The sequence below is a fragment of the Pseudomonas sp. LAMO17WK12:I1 genome (assembly GCF_900177315.1).
GTDB classification, from domain to species: Bacteria; Pseudomonadota; Gammaproteobacteria; order Pseudomonadales; family Pseudomonadaceae; genus Aquipseudomonas; species Aquipseudomonas marginalis.
In genome coordinates this window covers 39,340-57,756 of the sequence record NZ_FWZV01000016.1, presented here as the reverse complement: position 1 = coordinate 57,756, position 18,417 = coordinate 39,340, and the positions used below count along the sequence as shown (strand labels likewise).

19 protein-coding genes are annotated in these 18,417 nt (G+C 63.1%); 3 read left to right on the top strand and 16 right to left on the bottom strand.

The window, feature by feature from the left end; genetic code table 11:
* Positions 1-54: 54 nt before the first annotated feature.
* On the bottom strand, positions 55-1,053 hold the full coding sequence (locus tag B9N88_RS26690) for a bile acid:sodium symporter family protein (RefSeq protein WP_027607273.1): 999 nt from the start codon (positions 1,051-1,053) through the stop codon (positions 55-57).
* An 85-nt stretch (positions 1,054-1,138) separates the two neighbouring features.
* Between B9N88_RS26690 and B9N88_RS26685 the strand changes: the two genes are divergently transcribed.
* Positions 1,139-1,927: an AraC family transcriptional regulator gene (locus tag B9N88_RS26685; RefSeq protein ID WP_027607274.1), complete on the top strand. Its 789-nt coding sequence runs from the start codon at positions 1,139-1,141 to the stop codon at positions 1,925-1,927.
* 102 nt (positions 1,928-2,029) lie between these two features.
* On the opposite strand, the gene B9N88_RS26680 is transcribed toward B9N88_RS26685, so the two are convergent.
* The 7 genes from B9N88_RS26680 to B9N88_RS26650 all read right to left on the bottom strand — a co-directional run bounded on the left by B9N88_RS26680 (position 2,030) and on the right by B9N88_RS26650 (position 8,529).
* Positions 2,030-3,265 carry a Zn-dependent hydrolase gene (locus B9N88_RS26680; RefSeq protein WP_027607275.1) on the bottom strand — a complete coding sequence of 412 codons (1,236 nt, stop codon included), beginning with the start codon at positions 3,263-3,265 and terminating at the stop codon, positions 2,030-2,032.
* On the bottom strand, positions 3,258-3,740 hold the full coding sequence (locus B9N88_RS26675) for an L-2-amino-thiazoline-4-carboxylic acid hydrolase (protein WP_027607276.1): 483 nt from the start codon (positions 3,738-3,740) through the stop codon (positions 3,258-3,260). The genes B9N88_RS26680 and B9N88_RS26675 overlap by 8 nt, the downstream gene beginning before the upstream one ends.
* A gap of 60 nt (positions 3,741-3,800) precedes the next feature.
* Entirely contained in the window at positions 3,801-4,940 is a 1,140-nt protein-coding gene (locus B9N88_RS26670) for a branched-chain amino acid ABC transporter substrate-binding protein (protein ID WP_027607277.1), read from the bottom strand.
* Positions 4,941-5,020: 80 nt separating this feature from the next.
* A complete protein-coding gene (locus tag B9N88_RS26665; protein WP_027607278.1) occupies positions 5,021-5,737 on the bottom strand; it encodes an ABC transporter ATP-binding protein in 717 nt (238 codons plus the stop codon).
* Positions 5,730-6,503 (bottom strand): ABC transporter ATP-binding protein, encoded by a 774-nt coding sequence (locus B9N88_RS26660; RefSeq protein WP_027607279.1) that lies wholly within the window; start codon positions 6,501-6,503, stop codon positions 5,730-5,732. The genes B9N88_RS26665 and B9N88_RS26660 overlap by 8 nt, the downstream gene beginning before the upstream one ends.
* A complete protein-coding gene (locus B9N88_RS26655; protein ID WP_027607280.1) occupies positions 6,500-7,585 on the bottom strand; it encodes a branched-chain amino acid ABC transporter permease in 1,086 nt (361 codons plus the stop codon). Before B9N88_RS26655 ends, B9N88_RS26660 begins: the two co-directional genes overlap by 4 nt.
* A complete protein-coding gene (locus B9N88_RS26650) occupies positions 7,582-8,529 on the bottom strand; it encodes a branched-chain amino acid ABC transporter permease (RefSeq protein ID WP_027607281.1) in 948 nt (315 codons plus the stop codon). The genes B9N88_RS26655 and B9N88_RS26650 overlap by 4 nt, the downstream gene beginning before the upstream one ends.
* 172 nt (positions 8,530-8,701) lie before the next feature.
* On the opposite strand from B9N88_RS26650, the gene B9N88_RS26645 reads away from it, so the two are divergent.
* A complete protein-coding gene (locus B9N88_RS26645) occupies positions 8,702-9,598 on the top strand; it encodes a LysR substrate-binding domain-containing protein (protein ID WP_027607282.1) in 897 nt (298 codons plus the stop codon).
* Between the two features lie 40 nt (positions 9,599-9,638).
* Here the strand turns inward: B9N88_RS26645 and B9N88_RS26640 are convergent, their stop codons facing one another.
* On the bottom strand, positions 9,639-10,652 hold the full coding sequence (locus B9N88_RS26640; protein WP_027607283.1) for an ABC transporter substrate-binding protein: 1,014 nt from the start codon (positions 10,650-10,652) through the stop codon (positions 9,639-9,641).
* Positions 10,653-10,817: 165 nt separating this feature from the next.
* On the opposite strand from B9N88_RS26640, the gene B9N88_RS26635 reads away from it, so the two are divergent.
* Positions 10,818-11,249, top strand: coding sequence for a hypothetical protein (locus tag B9N88_RS26635; protein ID WP_027607284.1), 432 nt, complete (start codon positions 10,818-10,820; stop codon positions 11,247-11,249).
* Between the two features lie 9 nt (positions 11,250-11,258).
* On the opposite strand, the gene B9N88_RS26630 is transcribed toward B9N88_RS26635, so the two are convergent.
* The 7 genes from B9N88_RS26630 to B9N88_RS26600 form a co-directional block, all read right to left on the bottom strand.
* Positions 11,259-12,203, bottom strand: a complete 945-nt coding sequence (locus B9N88_RS26630; RefSeq protein WP_027607285.1) for a class I SAM-dependent methyltransferase — start codon at positions 12,201-12,203, stop codon at positions 11,259-11,261.
* 11 nt (positions 12,204-12,214) lie between these two features.
* Positions 12,215-13,588 carry an iron-containing redox enzyme family protein gene (locus B9N88_RS26625; protein WP_027607286.1) on the bottom strand — a complete coding sequence of 458 codons (1,374 nt, stop codon included), beginning with the start codon at positions 13,586-13,588 and terminating at the stop codon, positions 12,215-12,217.
* Positions 13,589-13,788: 200 nt separating this feature from the next.
* A complete protein-coding gene (locus B9N88_RS26620; protein ID WP_027607287.1) occupies positions 13,789-14,871 on the bottom strand; it encodes a protein-glutamate methylesterase/protein-glutamine glutaminase in 1,083 nt (360 codons plus the stop codon).
* Positions 14,834-15,364, bottom strand: a complete 531-nt coding sequence (cheD, locus tag B9N88_RS26615; protein ID WP_027607288.1) for a chemoreceptor glutamine deamidase CheD — start codon at positions 15,362-15,364, stop codon at positions 14,834-14,836. Before cheD ends, B9N88_RS26620 begins: the two co-directional genes overlap by 38 nt.
* Positions 15,361-16,170 (bottom strand): CheR family methyltransferase, encoded by an 810-nt coding sequence (locus B9N88_RS26610; protein WP_027607289.1) that lies wholly within the window; start codon positions 16,168-16,170, stop codon positions 15,361-15,363. Before B9N88_RS26610 ends, cheD begins: the two co-directional genes overlap by 4 nt.
* A gap of 9 nt (positions 16,171-16,179) precedes the next feature.
* Entirely contained in the window at positions 16,180-16,719 is a 540-nt protein-coding gene (locus B9N88_RS26605; protein ID WP_027607290.1) for a chemotaxis protein CheW, read from the bottom strand.
* Between the two features lie 36 nt (positions 16,720-16,755).
* Entirely contained in the window at positions 16,756-18,414 is a 1,659-nt protein-coding gene (locus tag B9N88_RS26600; RefSeq protein WP_027607291.1) for a methyl-accepting chemotaxis protein, read from the bottom strand.
* Positions 18,415-18,417: the final 3 nt, after the last annotated feature.

Sequence of the window (18,417 nt, the reverse complement as noted above, 5' to 3'; positions counted from 1 at the left end):
AAGTCGTCAGCAAAGGCACTAACTTGAGGTTATTCGCCTTAGCGCAACAAACGGTTAAGGATCCACCTGCGCCATCAACTCCGGAATGCTCTCCGGCCGCTTGGCATAACGCTGCGCCAACGCCGCACAGACCATCAACTGGATCTGGTGAAACAGCATCAACGGCAAAATCAGCACGCCCATGCTCGCCCCGGCGAACAGCACCTGGGCCATCGGCACACCCGTGGCCAGGCTCTTCTTCGAGCCGCAGAACAGGATGGTGATGCGATCTTCCTGATTAAAGCCAAAGGCCTTGCCCAACAGGGTGGACGCCACCAGCACCAAGGCCAGCAACACGCAGCAGGCCACCACCAGGCCGCCCAGCTCCCACAGCGGGATCTGGTGCCAGATGCCTTCGTTGACCGCTTCGCTGAACGCGCCGTACACCACGAGCAGGATCGAGCCCTGGTCGACGAACTTCAGCCAGGCTTTATTGCGCCCCACCCACGCGCCGATCCAGCGGCGGGCGATCTGCCCGGCGATAAACGGCAGCAGCAGTTGCACGCTGATTTTCAGGATCGCATCGACAGTGGAGCTGCCTTCGCCGTGCACATTGAGCAACAACGTCACCAGCAATGGCGTGAGGAAGATGCCGAACAGGCTGGAGGCCGCCGCGCTGCAGATCGCCGCCGGGATGTTGCCCCGCGCCAGGGAGGTAAAGGCAATCGCCGACTGCACCGTGGCCGGCAAGGCGCAGAGGTAGAGCATGCCCATGTACAGGTCTTTGCCGATCAGCGGCGACAACACCGGTTTGAGCGCCAGGCCCAGCAGCGGGAACAGTACAAAAGTCAGGCTGAACACCAGCAGGTGCAGGCGCCAGTGGCCCGCGCCGGCGACGATGGCCTGGCGCGACAGCTTGGCGCCGTGCAGGAAAAACAGCAGCGCGATGGCCAGGTTGGTGACCCAGCCGAAGGCCACGGCGGTCTGGCCGCTGGCGGGCAGCAGGGAGGCGAGGATCACCGTGGCGATCAAGGTCAGGGTGAAGTTGTCGGGCAGAAAACGGGGGCGAGTCATAAGCGAATCTTCCGGGGGTTGCCAAGAGCGTCATGGCGACTCTAACGTAACGCCTTGTTACCGACTAACGCCAATGAGCCAGTAAATGCCGCCTAAAGGACATGCCAACACCGTACGCCGCAGTGTGCCTGGGCTTTCCAGCCTGCCACGACCGGTGTATGGGCGCACCGAATCGCTGCCCAACCGCGCCCTGACCCGCCGGCACAGCCACCCGTGGGTGCAATTGTCCTACGCCATTTCCGGGGTGCTGGAGATCCAGACCAGCGCCGGCCGCTTCGTCGCACCGCCCCAGCGGGCGGTGTGGATCCCCGCGGGCATGCCGCATCGGGTGTACAGCTCGCCCCACACCGAGATGCGCAGCCTGTACCTCGATTGCAGCGTCACCGCCTGGGCCGCCGAACGCTGCCAGGTGCTGGAGGTGAGCAGCCTGCTGCGCGAGTTGATCCGCAGCTTCAGCGAGCTGCCGGTGGAATATGCCGAGGATGGGCCGGATGGGCGCCTGGTCCAGGTAGTGCTCGACCAACTCGCCGCAGCGCCCAAGGTCGACTTGATGCTGCCATTGCCCCATGACCCAAGGTTGCGACAGATCTACCGCAGCTTGAGCCTGCGCCCGGAACAGCACACTACCCTGGGACACTGGAGCGAGAAACTGGGGGTCAGCGAAAAGACGCTGAGCCGCCTGTTTTTGAAGGACACCGGCCTGACATTTCGAGCCTGGCGCCAGCGTTTAAGGTTATTGAGCGCCCTGCCCGCCCTGGAGCAAGGCGAACGGGTCACCGATGTGGCGTTGAATTGTGGCTATGAGTCCACCTCGGCGTTCATCAACGCGTTTCGGCAGCAGTTCGATGCCACGCCCGGTGAGTTCTTCCGCTGACCTCACCGACGATGAAGAATCACTGTGGGGAGGCCCCCTACCTCTTCGACGTAGCGCGTCTAGAGGGAGTTTGCTCCCCCCACATCAGACTTGTATGTACCTTCAGATCCCAGCCTTGGCCAGGATGGCCTGGAGCAACACATCCGCCCCTGCCGTCGACCACTCGGGGGAGATCTCCTCCGCTTCGTTATGGCTCAGCCCGTCCACGCACGGTACGAAGATCATCGCGGTCGGCGCCACCTGGTTCAGGTAGCAGGCGTCGTGCCCGGCGCCGGAGATCATCGGCCGATGGCTGTAGCCCAACGCCTCGGCGGACGCGCGTACCACCTCTACACAATCGCTGTCGAAGGCAATCGGTGCGTACTGGAAGATCTGCTTAACGCTGTGCTGCAAGCCGATGCCTTCGGCGATGTGCGCCACGGCGTCGCGCAACTGCTGGTCCTGGCGTGCCAGCACGGCCTCGTCCGGGTGCCGGAATTCCACGCTGAAAAACACCCGTCCCGGCACCACGTTGCGCGAGTTGGGAAAGATATTCGCCATGCCCACCGTGGCCCGTCCTTCCGCGCCCTGCTCCAGGCCCAGCCCATTCACGGCCTCGACCACACGGGCAAAACCGAGCAGCGCATCCAGGCGATGGTCCATCGGGGTGGTGCCGGCATGGGCGCTGCGCCCGCTCAATTCGACTTCGTACCAACGCTGGCCCTGGGCACCGGTGACCACGCCAATGGTGATGCCCTGGGCTTCAAGGATCGGGCCTTGTTCGATATGCAGTTCAAAGGCGGCATGCACCGCCTGGCCACCCACCGGGTGGGGGCCGGCATAGCCGATCTGCTGCAAGGCCTGGCCGATGGTCACGCCGGCCTTGTCCACACGGGACAACCCGTATTCCAGGTCGAACACGCCAGCGTAGACGCCGGAGGAAATCATCGCCGGGGCAAAGCGCGAGCCCTCTTCGTTGGTCCAGTTGACCACTTCGATGGGCCGGTCGGTTTCAATCCCCAGGTCGTTCAGGGTGCGCAGCACTTCCACTCCGGCGAGTACGCCATAGATGCCGTCGTACTTGCCGCCGAAGGGTTGGGAATCGCCGTGGGAGCCGGTCATCACCGGCGCCAGGTGGTCATGGCGCCCGGCGCGACGCGCAAATATATTGCCCATGGCGTCCACCCGTACCGTGCAACCGGCCGCAGTGCACCAGTGCACGAACAGATCGCGGCCACGCCGGTCCTCGTCGGTCAATGCCAGGCGCGACACACCGCCCTTTTCGGTGGCACCGATCTGCGCCATCTCCATCAACGAAGCCCACAGGCGTTCGCCGTTGACCCGTGCCAGGTTACTCATGGGGTTTGGCCCGATAACGGAAGTCGCAGTGGTGCGCGCCGCCCATGATGGTCTGGGTGCGGGTCAGTTCGATGTTCGGGTTGTAGCCGACGATAAACAGCTCGTCGCGGTTGCACGACAGCAAGTGGCCGATCTCGCCCAGGCCCATCTCGTGGTACATCTCGGCGTAGCGGCAGCGCTTGACGTCGTAGTCATAGTGCTCGGCATCGCTGGCGATGATCTCGACCTTGAGCGCGTCATCCTTCTCCCACAGCACTTGCAACTCCACAAAGCTCTTGAGGTCGGCGCCCTGCTCTTCCAGTGCGGCAAAATGCTTGCCGGCCTGGATCGCCGCATTGCCCACGGCTTCGCCGATCACGGCGGCGGCAAAGTCCTTGCCCTGCTCGCGCTTGAGGATCTCGTAGATGGGCTTGATGATTTCCGCCTCGATCCGGCGCCGGGCAAGGATGCCCAGTTCACCTTCCAGTTTGCTCATTGCATCTCTCCATTGACCCTTGCAGGAGCGAGCCAGCTCGCACCTGCAGAGGGGGTGGGTTTATTGGCCGCCCGCCACACTCACCGGCTGCCATTGATTGGCCTTGACCTGGTAAACGGTGAACGACGGTTGCTTCAAGTTGCCCTCGGCATCGAACGCAATCGTGCCAGTCACGCCCGGATAGCTGATGGCGCGCAGCACCGGCAGGTACTTCTGTGGGTCGGTGGATCCGGCCTTCTCGATGGCCGCCACCAACACACCAACGCCGTCATAGGCAAACGGTGCATGCAGTTCGATCGCGGTTTTGTAGCGTTCTTTATAGGCCTGTTCGAACGCCTTGCCACCCGGCATCTGCGCAATCGCCAGGCCCGGCTCCAGGGCAATCACGCCCTCGCCTTCGTTCTGCGCCAGTTGCAGGAAGGTCTGGCTGACAAACCCACCGGCGCCCATCAGCGGTGCCTTGAGCCCCAACTGCTTGATACGCCGGGCCAGCGGTGCAGCCTGGGCGTCGACGCCGCCGAAGAAGATCAGGTCAGGGTTCTGGCTACGGATATTGGTCAGCACGGCACTGAAGTCGATGGTCTTGTCGTCCACGTATTCGCGGGCAACCACCTTGGCACCCCCGGCCTCGATGGATTTGACGAACTGGTCCGCCAGGCCCTGGCCGAATGCGGTGCGGTCGTCGATCACGGCAATACGCTGGGCTTTCAAGGTGTTCAACGCATAGCGGCCGGCCACCTGGCCGCCATCGTCGTCGTGGCCCATGATGCGAAAGCTGGTGTCGAAGCCCTGCTGGGTGTAGGCATGCCCGGTAGCGACTGGCGCCACCTGGGCGATACCGGCGTCGTGGTAGACCCGCGCTGCCGGGATGCTGGTGCCGGTGTTCCAGTGGCCGACCACGCCGACCACGCCCTCATCCACCAGGCGTTGGGCAACGGTCACGGCGGTGCGCGGGTCGGACTGGTCGTCTTCGGACACCAGCTTGAAGGTCACCGCCTCACCTTTGATTGTCGGGTGCTTGGCGTTAGCCTGGTCGATGGCCAGTTGCGCGCCATTTTCCAGGTCTTTACCAATCCGGGCCGAGGGCCCGGTCAAGGGACCGGCCAGGCCGATCAGCACGGTCTGGTCGGCCTGGGCCATGGCGCTCGCCAGGCTGCTCAGGGCCAGGCCAATCAGTGCGGTTTTGTTGAAAGTCTTCATCAGTCGTTCCTGTTTCTTTTCGGGCGGGTCGGAACACGCCGGGCGTCCGGTAGCGTCATGGGTGTTTTTTCATCGAGCCGTTATTCACCGAGGTAGGCGCTGCGCACCTCGGGGTGTTCAAGCAAATCTGCGGAGGGCCCGCTGAGGCTGATGCGGCCGGTGTCCATCACATAGGCGCGGTCGGTCACTTGCAGGGCCAGCCGTGCGTTCTGTTCCACCAACAGCAGGGTCATGCCCTGGCGACACACGTCGTCGATCACCTGGAAGATTTTTTCCACCATGATCGGCGCCAGGCCCATGGACGGCTCATCGAGGATCAGCAAACGCGGGCGTGACAGCAGCGCACGGGCCAGGGCGAGCATCTGTTGCTCACCGCCCGAGAGCAGGCCGGCGGACTGCTGCAGGCGCTCTTCCAGGCGCGGGAAGTGTTCGAACAACTGGCGCATTTCGCGCTGCACCTGCTCGTTGTCACGGCGCAAAAACGCACCGGACTGAAGGTTCTCCAGCACGCTCATGCGCGCAAAAATCCCGCGCCCTTCCGGGACCATGGCGATGCCCTGGCGCAGCAACTGGTCCGGCGCCTGGCCGAGGATCGAGCGCCCGGCAAAGCGGATTGCACCCTGACTGGCCGGCAGCAGACCCGTCAGCGCCTTGAGGCTGGAGGTCTTGCCCGCACCGTTGGCACCGATCAGCGTGACGCGCTCACCCTCGGCAATGTGCAAATCCAGGGATTTGACCGCCTCGATGGCGCCGTAGCGCACCTGCAAACCCTCGACGTTCAACAAGGCTTCAGACATGGGCACTGGCTCCCAGGTAGGCCTGGATCACTGCCGGGTGCTGGCGCACTTCGACGGGTGGCCCTACGGCGATGACTTGGCCGTAATCGAGCACGCTGATGCGGTCGCATACGCCCATCACCAGCTTCACGTCGTGCTCGATCAACAGCAGGGTATGGCCGTCGTCGCGGATCTTTTCCAGCAGGCCGCGCAACTGCACTTTTTCACTGGCATTCATACCCGCCGCCGGCTCATCCAGGGCCAGCAGGCGCGGTTCGGTGGCCAATGCGCGGGCGATTTCCAGGCGGCGCTGATGGCCGTAGCTCAAGCTGTCGGCGCGATAATGGGCGAACCCCGCCAGCCCGACATACGCCAGCAGGCGATGGGCGTGGGCACGGGTTTGGGCTTCCTCGTCGCGAGCACGGCGATGCCGGCTCAAGGCGGCCCACAGGCCATTGCGGGTGCGCACATGGCGCCCGACCATGACGTTTTCCAGGGCGCTCATGGCATTGAACAAGCGGATATTCTGAAACGTGCGGGCAATGCCGGCTTCGGCCACCTGATGCACGCTGGTCGGCCGGTACTCCCGGCCATCGAGCTGGAAGCGCCCGGAATCCGGGGTATAGAGGCCGGTCATGACATTGAAGAAGGTGGTCTTGCCCGCGCCGTTGGGGCCGATCAGCCCGTAGATTTCGCCGGCCTGGATACTCAGGCTCACATCGGTCAACGCCGCCACGCCCCCGAAGTGTTTGTTGACCCGGTCAATCTGCAGCAGAGGTGCGTTCATCGTGCCACTCCTTTGGGCCACAGCCCGGCGGGTCGATAGAGCATCGCCAGGATCAACGCGAGGCCGTAGAACAGCTGGCGGATGATTTCCGGGTCCACCAGCACTTGGCCGAACAACGCCTGCTGCAACGGGCCCATGCTCGCGCGCAACGCTTCAGGCAATGCCGCCAGCAGTACGCAGCCAAGGATCACCCCCGGGATATGGCCCATGCCGCCGAGCACCACCATCGCCAGCACCGCAATGGACTCGTTGAGGGTGAACGATTCCGGCGAGACAAAGCCCTGGAACGAGGCGAACAGCGCGCCGCTCACCCCGCCGAACGCGGCGCCTATTGCAAACGCCAGCAACTTGAGGCGCACGGTGTTCACGCCCATGGCCTGGGCCGCTTCTTCGTCCTCGCGGATCGCCACCCAGGCACGGCCGATGCGCGAGTGCTCCAGGCGAATGCAGGCAAACAGAATCAGCACCACCAGCGCGGCGAACAGGTAGTAATAGAGGTACACCGACGGCAGGCGCAGGCCGAACAGTTCCTGGGTACGGCCCAGGTTCACGCCGAGCAGGTTCACCGGATCGACCTGGGCGATGCCTTTGGGGCCATTGGTGATATTCACCGGGCGGTCGAGGTTGCGCAGCAGGATACGGATGATCTCGCCAAAGCCCAGGGTGACGATGGCCAGGTAGTCGCCGCGCAGGCGCAAGGTCGGCGCACCCAACACCACACCGCATCCCGCCGCGAGCAAGGCGCCCAGGGGCAGGATCAACCAGATCGAGGTGTGCATGCCCGCCGGCAGCAACGCCGCCAGGGCTGGAAACTGTTGCAGCAGATGGGGCGACGACAGCAACGCGGCCAGGTAGGCGCCCACCGCGTAGAACGCGATGAAACCCATGTCCAGCAGCCCCGCATAACCGACCACGATGTTCAGGCCAAGGGCGAGCATGATGTACAGCAGGGCAAAATCCAGGGTCCGCACCCAGGTGTTGCCACCGGCGTGGCCGACGATCCACGGTGCCAGCACCAGGGCCACGGCAAACAGCAGCAGGCCCAGGCTGGCGCGTTGATTGGCAGTGAGTGGGTTGATCATGCGCGGATCGCCAGACGTTCGCCCAACAGCCCGGAAGGACGGAACACCAGCACCGCGATCAGCACGATGAAGGCAAACACATCCTGATAATTGCTGCCGAACACCCCGTTGGTGGCGGCGCCCAGGTAGCCGGTGCCCAGGGCTTCGATCAGCCCCAGCAACAGGCCGCCGAGCATGGCGCCCTTGAGGTTGCCGATACCGCCCAGCACCGCGGCGGTGAAGGCTTTGATCCCCGGCAGGAAGCCCATGTAGAAATGCGCGCTGCCGTAGTTGCTGGCCATCATTACCCCGGCCAATGCCGCCAGGGCGCCGCCGATGGCGAAGGTGAGCACGATGACCCGATTCGGGTTGATGCCCATCAGGCTCGCGACCTGGGGGTTTTCCGCCACGGCACGCATGGCCCGGCCAAAGCGCGTGCGCTCGACCAGCACCAGCAGCGCGACCATCACTGACAGCGCAATGGCGATGGTGGTGAGGGCCGTGGCGTTGGTGACAGCCGGGTGCGCGGAGACCCCGGGCAGTACTTCGATGGGTTCCAGCGGCAGCAGTTGCGGGAACATTTGCGGGTTACGGGTCCAGACCAGCATCGCGATGGTTTGCAAAAGCAGCGACACCCCGATGCCGCTGATCAACGGCGCCAGGCGCGGCGCGTGACGCAACCGGCGATAAGCGACGCGCTCGATCACCACCGCCAGCGCCGCACAAAATGCCATGGCGACCAGGGTGGCCGTCAGCAACACCAGCAGCGGTGGCAACGCCGGCCAAGTCGCCTGCAACAGGCGAATCATCGACAAGCCCACGAGCGCACCGATCATCAGCACATCGCCGTGGGCGAAGTTGATGATGCGCAGGATGCCGTAGACCATGGTGTACCCCAGGGCCACCAGCGCGTAGAGACTGCCCGTCATCAAGCCGTTGAGCAGTTGTTGGATAAACCCATCCATGAAGACCGTCGACCTCAGTGCGTACAAGGGCGGCACACTAAGCATCTATTCTGTTTTTATCAAATATCAGAAAGTTATAGGGTTATGCCAAAGCAATGACAGGGTATTTGTGCCGCAAATACGGCACTTATGGCTCTTTATTTGGGCTAAAACTTGGTGTTTAATTCAATACATGAATAAATCAGAACAGTTAGCCAATGACCCTCCCCTGCGTGCCGTGCGGACGTTCGAAGCGTTTGCGCGCCATGGCGGGGTCAATGCTGCCGCACGCGAGCTGGATGTGTCCGCCTCTGCCATCAGCCATCAACTGCACCTGCTGGAAGACTTCCTGCAGCAGCCACTGACCCTGCGCCAGGGCCGCAACCTGGTGCTGACCGATGAAGGGCGCGAGTATTACCGTGCCATCCGCTCGGCCTTTGCCGTGCTGCGCAGCGCCACCGAACATGTGCGCGAGAAAAGCGCCACCCGCCAGGTGACCATCAGCCTGATCCCGCTGTTTGGCATCAACCTGTTTATCCCGCGCCTGGAGAACTTCCTCAAAGACCACCCGGCGCTGGACATCAACGTGACCTACGCCAACCACCGCAGCTACCCCAGCGATGCCGCCGACCTGTCGATTCGCTTCGGCACCGGGCACTGGCCGGGCTATCACAGCGAACCCCTGTTCTCCGGCGCGGTGACCCCCTATTGCAGCCGCAGCTTTCTCGCCCAACACGGCCCCATCGACACGCCCCAGGCCTTGAGCGAACTGCCGTTGCTGCACGATGAAGAACGCGGCACCTGGGGCCAATGGTTCGAGGCAGCCGAGGTCGACACCACGGCGCTGAATGGCTTGCTGCTCGAAGACGGCCAACTGGCACTCACCGCCACCCTCACCGGCCTGGGCTGCGCGTTGCTGCGCGCGCCGCTGGTAGCGCCCCATGTGGCCAATGGCGAGCTGGTGAAGCTGTTTGATCTGGAGGTCAATGATGGCCGCCAGTACTACCTGTGCCGGCGAGCCAACAGTGAGTTGTCGAGCGAGGGGAATGACTTGTATGACTGGATCAAGCGCAGCTTGAATGCGGTATAGGCATTGTGGAGATCCAAATGTGGGAGGGGCGGTTTACAGGTCAGCTGCCGTTACCGCCATGGGCCTCTTCGAAGAAGTAGTCCTTCCAGCTCGCCGCCTTGTTTTTCAGTACGCCCAGTTCCTGCAATTTCTCGGCGTAGATGAAGGTACGCTGCGGCACGATGGTGAAGTCGGTTTCCGGGTCCTGGACGATTTTTTCCACCAGGTCCAACGGCAGCTTTGACTGTTCTACACGGATATACGTCTTGGCCGCTGCCGGTTTGTCGGCCTTGATGATCTGCTCGGCTTCGGCCAGCGCGGCGTAGAACGCCTGGTAGGTCTTGGGGTTTTCGTCGTGGAATTTCTGCGTGGTGTAGAGCACGTTGAACGTCGCCGGACCGCCGAGGATGTCGTAGGAACTGAGCACCTTGTGCACGTTGGGGCTCAGCAGCTCCTGGTACTGGAACGGCGGACTGGAGAAGTGTGCGTTGATCTCCGAACCACCGGCAATCAACGCGGCGGTGGCGTCGGGGTGGGCCAGGCTGATGGAGATGTCATCGAATTTCTTGTAGTGGGCATCGCCGAACTGCCTGGCGGTTTCGATCTGCAAGGTCCGCGACTGGAAACCCACCCCGGCGGCAGGCACGGCGATGCGGTCCTTCTCGCTGAAGTCCTTGAGGGTCTTCACGTTGGGGTTGTTGGTCAGCAGGTAGTTGGGCATCGAGCCCAAGGAGGCGATGGCCTTGACGTTCTGCTTGCCCCTGGTACGGTCCCACAGGGTGAGCATCGGCGGCACACCGGCGGACACCACATCCAGGGCGCCGGCCAGCAGCGATTCGTTCATGGCGGTGGCGCCGGAAATGCTGTTCCATTCCACCTGGATGTCCAGGCCCTGGGCCTTGCCGTGTTTTTCGATCAGGTGCTGGTCGCGCACCACATCGAGGATCAGGTAGCCGATGCCGAATTGCTGGGCGATGCTGATCTTGCCTTCGGCCTGGGCACCGGGGCTGAGCAACACGCTGGCGGCGGCGAGGGACGCGGCCAGGAGGGTCAGGGAGGAACGCTTGAACGTCATGGGGAATCTGCCGCGTTTTCGAGAAGGTGATGGAGCGTAGCCGCGGTTTTTTAGACAGCAAAAGAATATCTGGGTCTATTGTTATGCAAATACCCCTAAAACAGCGCGCGGCTGGTATCGTGCCGCGCTTTGAAAAAACTGCCGCACACTGTGAGGAACTGCACGTTGAACACTGACGAAAAAATGACCGGGGACCTGTTCGAGGTGGATAAGCGCCTGTCACTCAAACCCGTGGTGGACTTCAACAGCTACCTGCGCAGCGCTTTCGGCGACGGCCCGTGCACCTGCATACGCTGCACCGCCAGCGGCGGTGACGAAACCGGCTACGCGTTCCAGCACACCTTCAGCTTCGACGGCAAACCGACCCAGCGCCGCTTTGCCTCCACGGCGGGCAGTGATGTGTTGATGGCGCTGAAAAAGGCCTGGTTGTCTTTCACCAAGGCTGAGTTGCCTTCGAGTGGCGCGCTGGCGCTGGAGACGGTGAAGGAATTTGTCGAACCGCAGTTGCACAAGCGCCTGGCGCCGCTGTTCCTGGCCAGTGGGCTGGTCAAGGAGGTGGACGGCGAGTTGCACCTGCAGCCACAAGCTGCGGCCTGAACCTAATCGTCAGCGCAAACGGGTGACGGTGAGCGCCACCACGGCGATCCGCTCCACACGCTCATAGCCGGGCTTTTCCAGCTCTTCGCCGAACACATCGGGGTCAAGTTCGCGGTAGGTCCACCCAAAGGCATCGCTGTCCAGCAACGGCGTGACGGCGGCCAGGAACGGATCCTCCCCGGCGACAATCGCCACGCCGGTGTAGAGCACCAGGCTGCCGCCCAGGGCCAGGCGCCCAACGGCCTCGCCGGCGATGCGCACCGACAGTTGCTCGCCCAGTGCCCCGCCGCCATGCCGGTAGGCCCGCTGGCGGTCGTCATTCATATAGGGCGGGTTGGCGACGATCAGGTCGAACGTGCCTTCGACGCCGACCAGCACATCGCTGTGGTACGCCGTGACGTTCGCCAACCCGGCCAGCTCGGCATTCACCGCTGTCAGGCGCAAGGCGCGCGGGTTGATGTCCACCGCCAGCACCTCGGCGTCAGGCCGCGCCCGGGCGACCACCAACGCGCCTACACCGGCGCCGCAGCCAATGTCCACGGCGCGCTTGATCGGCTCGAAGCGCTGTTGCATATGGGCTTCGATCAGTTGGGCAAACCGATAGCTGTCAGGCCCGAAAAACACCGCGTCCGCTTGCGTGGTGGGGTACGCCGAGTGGGCAAACAGCAGGTCGTCCAGGCTCGACCAACGCACCGCACTGCGCCACAGCGCCTCGTGTTTTTCGACCACATCGGCCTGCTGCAGCTCCTCTCGAAACGCCTCCGGCAACAGCTCGCGGTCAAACGGCAGCGACCAGCCGAAGACGTCCCGCAGGTCCTTCGCCAGCGGCGCCCCCTGGCGCTGGAAAAACCGCTCATGGGTCAAGGGCGTTGGCGTGATGAACCGGTAGCCATTTTCCTTCAACCCCCGGCCCAGGTTCAGCAGGGCGCGGTCGGCGAGTTGTTGTGCAGACATGGGTGATTTCCTTAGCGCAGGCGCGAACGCAGTTGGATAAAGCGGCGAGTGGCATACAACCCGGCGGGCGTGCAGTGACGCTGCGCCGACAGCCACGGGATCAGCGCATTGAGCTGCTGTTCATCGGGCAGGTTCCACAGCGAATCCACCAGCGCCTGGGTGTCCGGGTCGGACGGGCGATGCTGCTCGCGGGAGAAGCGGCTGCCGCGTCCGGGCCGCACGGGCGCCACACGTTGAGCGCTGATCCAGTCACCCGCGATCCAGTCGCGCAGCAGCTGTTTCTCATAGCCGCTGAACACGCCGAACATCGCCGCGCCCGCGCCTTCGATCAATTGCCAGAAGCGACTCTCGGCCGGATCCTGGTTGCGCTTGATCCAGCCCTTGTCTTCCAGGGCCTGGAGAAAGGCGCCGATCTGCCCCGGCCGCGCCAGCCATTGGTTGACGGTCTTGCCTTCGAAGCGGCAGTAATCCGAATGCATGTGCTGGCCGAACGTGCGCTTGCGTTCAAGCATGGCGACCACTTCGTCATTCAGGTTGAAGTCGTGGATAACCGCGCTGGTCCCCGGGCCGAGGTCATTCAGGCGATACCCCTCGGCCACGCGGCGATAGAACTCCTCCCTGCCCTCCCCCAGCGGCAGCAGGTTCAACACCGACTGCGCCGCCTTGCAGGCGTGGCCGCTGCTGGCATTGTCGATGGTGACGTGGAGGGTGAAGTAATACGGGTCGATGCCCAGTTCGCTCAGCTCATACGCGGTGATCAGCAGGTGCAACGGCAACTGCTCATAACCGAGGTTGAAACCGATGATCTCCGGCAGGAAGTCGTCGGCGCACAGGCCCAGCGCCAGTTGCAGGGCGCCTTGCAGGTAATGGTTGTCCTCAAGGCCGGCGTCGCTGTCGGCATCATGCTCGCTGAGTAATTTGCGGTAGATCACCACATGGTTCTGCGCCGCTTCGCCGTTACCCAGCTCTTCCAGGTAGGTGGTGAGCAGGCCGTCGAAACGCGGGTCGTGCCAATAGCGCAGCAGGCCATTGAGCCAGGCCCCGTCGACCTGTTTGGTCGGCGCCACGCGCTGCAGGAAATACAGCGCATGGGCCTTGTTCTGGAAATAACGACGTGGCCGGCCTTGCTGGCGTTGTTCCAGGTAATCGGCATAGGCCTGGGCCACGTCGGCACAGCGCTGTTCGATCCAGGCCGGCAGTTGTTCGGACATCTGCGGCAACTCACTGGGCGCGTCGCGCACCTGCGCCAAGTGCGTGTGTAGAAACTCCTGCGCAACCTCTTCAGCGCCAGGGGCTTCGCCATACAGGTGTTGGTACAACCACTGGTACTGACCCGGTTGGGTGATGGAGGCCGGCTGGCCCGACAGCGCTGTGAGAAGCGTCATGATGGCAGTTTCCGCAAAGTCCGATCCAACCAGGCCTCCCCACAAGGAGGCCCCGCAAGCGCGCTCAACAGCACACGCGTCTAAAATGCAGAACCTGCGGGCATGGGGAAAATTCAATCGGGGTTGTGCGGCTGCGGATCAGTGGTCGTCAGTAGCCCACGCCGCGGATTCTGGCGCAGCGCAAAAGCCGGCGCGCGACGTCACTTATACAAGATCGCCTGATGGATATCCTCCAGCGCCATGATGCGCTGGGCGGCATTCAGCTTGATGGCCTCCTTGGGCATGCCGAACACCACGCAACTGGCCTCGTCCTGGGCCACCGTGGCGGCTCCGGCCTCGAGCATCTCCTTGAGCCCGCGCGCGCCGTCGTCGCCCATGCCGGTCATGATGATGCCGGTGGCGTTCCTGCCGGCGAACTTGGCCACCGAGCGAAACAGCACATCCACGGATGGCCGGTGCCGGTTGACCAAGGGCCCATCAATGACCTGGGCGTGATAATAGGCGCCGCTGCGGGTCACCATCAGGTGCTTGCCACCCGGCGCGATCAGGGCCAGGCCCGGCAGGATGCGGTCGTTGTTGCGGGCTTCGCGCACCTCGATCTCGCATACGCTGTTGAGGCGCTCGGCAAACGAGGCGGTGAATTTTTCCGGCATGTGCTGCACGATCACCATGCCTGGGCACACCCTCGGCAGTGCCGTCAGAACCGCCTCCAACGCTTGGGTACCGCCGGTGGACGTGCCGATGGCGACGATACGCTCGGTGGTCTGTGCCATGGCATGGCCATTGGCGGCAGGCAGGATCGCATCCGCGGTGAGCTTGCTGGCCGGGGCCAGTGCCGGCGCCGGGCTGGCGCTGCGCTTGCCCAGGTTCCTGACGTTGGAGTTCGCTGCGGCGCGGATCGCGGCCACCAGCTCGGCCGCCGACTCGATCAGGAAACTCTTCAACCCGGTAGTGGGCTTGGTGATGATTTCCACCGCGCCCGCCGACAGCGCCTGCAGGGAGGTTTCCGCGCCTTTCTGGGTCAGCGAGGAACAGATCACCACCGGCGTCGGCCGTTCGCTCATGATTTTCTTGAGAAAGGTGATGCCGTCCATGCGCGGCATTTCCACGTCCAGCACGATCACATCCGGCCATTCCCGGGCGAGTTTATCCATGGCGAAAATCGGGTCGGAGGCGGCGCCCATGACGTGTATATCCGGCGTATCGCTGAGAATCGCAAGCAGTACCTGGCGCACCACGGCCGAATCATCGACGAGCAGCACACTGATTTTTTTGGTAGGCATCTTGTTGAATTGTTCCCATTGGTTGGTGCCGGACCCAGACGTTGCCGTTCCACAGGTCGAACATGATCGTGCGGTAACCGGTACTGCCCATGTCCTGGGCCGTCAGGTGCAGGTGATAGCGCTCGGCCAGGGCCAGCGCCGCGCGAATATTCAGGCTGGCCACGTCCTGCGTCGGCAGGCGGCGCAGCTGGGGAAACATCTTGCCGCCGCCGAACAACTTGACCTGGTAATCCTGTGCATGGGTGCCATTGATCTCGGCGTGGCGCAGCAGCAGTTCCAGGGCTTCGTCGGCATATCGGCCGTCCAGGGGCTGATGGTCGCGCACGCGCCCCGGCAGCATGAAGTGACACATGCCGCCGATCAGCCGTTGCGGGTGCCAAAAGGTGATCGCCACGCAGGAGCCGAGCAAGGTGCGCAGGCGCGTCGGCCGCGTCGCAAAGCTGACCTGGCCAGGCGCCAATACCACTTCGGCCGTACCGACGGGCTTTTTCATGGCTTGCGGTAAATCGACGGAGCCACCAGCTTCAAGGTGTCATTGACACCTTGGAGGCTTTCCGAGTGACTGATGATCAGGTAACCGCCCGGCTTGAGCAGCGGCAACAGGCGCGCGACCACCTGGCTCTTGGTCTGCTGGTCGAAATAAATCATCACGTTGCGCAGGAAGATCACCTCGAACTCACCCAGGGCCGGCAGCGCTTCGTTAAGGTTGACCTGTACAAAATTGACGCGGCTACGCAAGGCCTTGTCGATCAGCAAGGTGCCCTCCTGGCGACCAATGCCCTTGAGGCAGTACTTGGCCAGCAGCGGTTGGGGCAATGTCTCGGTGCGTTCCAGGGAGTAATGGCCGGTGCGCGCCTTGGCCAGCACTTGGGAGCTGATGTCCGAGCCGACCACTTCCCAGGGCGTGCTGCCGAGGCTTTCGGCCAGGGTCATTGCCAGGCTGTAGGGTTCTTCCCCGGAGGAGCTGGCCGCGCTCCACACGCGAAACACCTTGCCCGGCGCGGCCCGGGGCAGCACGTGCTGACGCAGGAAGTCGAAGTGCTTGGGCTCGCGAAAAAAATAGGTTTCGTTGGTGGTCAGCAAATCCAGCGCAACCTGCAGTTCGCCCTTGCGCTGGTCATTCATGATCAGCTTGAAATACTCACCATAGCTGTGCAGCTCATAGTGCTTGAGGCGCTTGAACAGGCGCCCGGCCACCAGGGCTTTCTTGGTCGGCGACAGGTTGATGCCCGCCGCGCGGTACAGCCAGGTCTGGAACTGACCGAATTCATGGTCATCGATGGACACGGTGTCTGCCATGGTCGGGTCTCAACGCGGGTCGAGGTCGAGGGCCGGCGCCTGGCCGGCCTCGGCGAGGCTGGACATCTCATCGATGGACAGCACCTTGTCCACCTCCAGCACGATCACGAACTTGCCGTCGACCTTGGCCATGCCGCTGATGAAATCGGCGCGAATTCGTGCGCCGAAGTTGGGTGGCGGCTCGATCTGCGTCGCCGGGATCTCCCGCACCGCAGACACCGTATCGACCAGCAGCCCGATGTCCTGGGCCTGGCCATCTTCGGTACTCGCCTCGATGATAATCACGCAGGAGCGCCGGGTGATCGCCGAGTTGGCCCGGCCAAAGCGCGCCGACAGGTCGACCACCGGCACCACCGCGCCGCGCAGGTTGATCACCCCGCGTACGAACGCGGGCATCATCGGCACCACGGTCAGGCTGCCGTATTCGATAATTTCCTTGATCCCCAGAATGCCGATGGCGAACATTTCGCCGCCGAGCATGAAGGTCAGATACTGCGCATCCTCGTCGACCGCTGCTGCGGTCTGCCGAGTCGTCATTGCTGCACCCATGTCACTCTCCCTAGTAGGCCCGTATTGATCGTGGGATCAGAAGCGGGTGAAATCCGCTTCGTCCGGGGCACTGGCCATGGTGTAGGCGAACGCCTTGCGCTGCGCCGGTAGTTTTGGCTGTGGCGCCTGACGGTTGGGCTTGCTGCCCGGGCTGTCCACGCTGTTGCTTTGAACCGCAGCCTTGGGCGCTGAATCCAGCACGAAAAAGCTCATGGCCTGTTGCAGTTGCTCGGCCTGGCTGCTCATTTCTTCCGCCGTGGCCGCCAGTTCCTCGCTGCTCGAGGCATTTTGCTGGGTCACCTGGTTGAGCTGGGTCATCGCGGTGTTGATCTGCGCGACACCGGCGGCCTGTTCCTCGGACGCGGCGCTGATTTCCTGCACAAGGTCGGACGTCTTGTTGATGGAGGGCACCATTTCGTCGAGCAACTTGCCGGCTTTCTCGGCCATGTCCACGCTGCTGGAGGACAGTTCACCGATTTCCTGGGCGGCAACCTGGCTGCGTTCGGCCAACTTGCGCACTTCGGCGGCCACCACGGCGAATCCCTTGCCGTGCTCGCCGGCCCGAGCGGCCTCGATGGCGGCGTTGAGCGCGAGCAGATTGGTCTGGTAGGCGATGTCATCGATGATGCTGATGCGCTGGGCGATTTTCTTCATCGCCACCACGGTCTGCTGCACCGATTCGCCGCCCTCGGTGGCTTCCTTGGCGGCCTTGCTGGCCATGCCATCGGTGACCTTGGCGTTTTCGGTGTTCTGGTTGATGCTGGCACTCATCTGCTCGACCGACGCACTGGTTTCCTCGACGCTGGCAGCCTGTTCACTGGTGGCCTGGCTCATCGATTGCGCGGTGGCGCTGACCTCCTCGGAGGCGCTGGCCAGGTTATCGGCGGCGTTACGCACCTCACCGATGATATGCGCCAGCTTGCCGACCATGTTGCGCATGGCGTTGAGCACCATGCCGGTTTCATCCTTCCCGCCCGGCTCGATGTGCGCGTTGAGGTTGCCTTCGGCCAATTGCTCGGCGGCGCTCGCGGCCTGGCGCAATGGGCGAGAAATGATCCGCGCGATGAACATCGCCAGGCCCAGGCCAATCAACAGGGCCGCGACCAGTACCGCGATGATCGACACCCGCGCGCTTTCATACAGCGCCGAGCCCTTGTCACCTGCGGCCGTTGCGCCGGCATCATTGAGCTCGACCATTTTCTGCAGACGGGCCGTCACCTCATCGAAATGCCCCTTGGATTCTCCCCTGAGCAAACCGCGCGCCTGGGCTTCCTGGTTCTGGCGAGAAAACTCAAGCACCTGCTTGCTGCTTGCAAGGTAGGCGTCCCAAGCGCTTTTCACGCTGGCCAGGAGCTGCCGATCTTCATCGTTCGACAGCAATTGCTCGTAGGTGCCCATGCGGGTTTCGAACTGTTGGCGCGCGTCGGCGGCCTCGCGTTCGGCCTGGGCCTTTTCCTCGGCAATCTCGGTGCCGATGTGGCGGTTCTCTTTCAAGCGATAGTTGGCGGCAAAAAAGCGCATGCCTGCCGCGGCACGCATGGAGGGCATCCAGTTGCCCTTGATGTCCTGGGCGGCCTGGTTGACGGCACCGAGCTGGAGGATGGCGAAGCCGCCCATGGCTCCAGTGAGCACCAGGACCACCAGGAATGAACAGATCAACTTGGTGGAAATCTTAAGATCGTAGAACCATTTCATCGG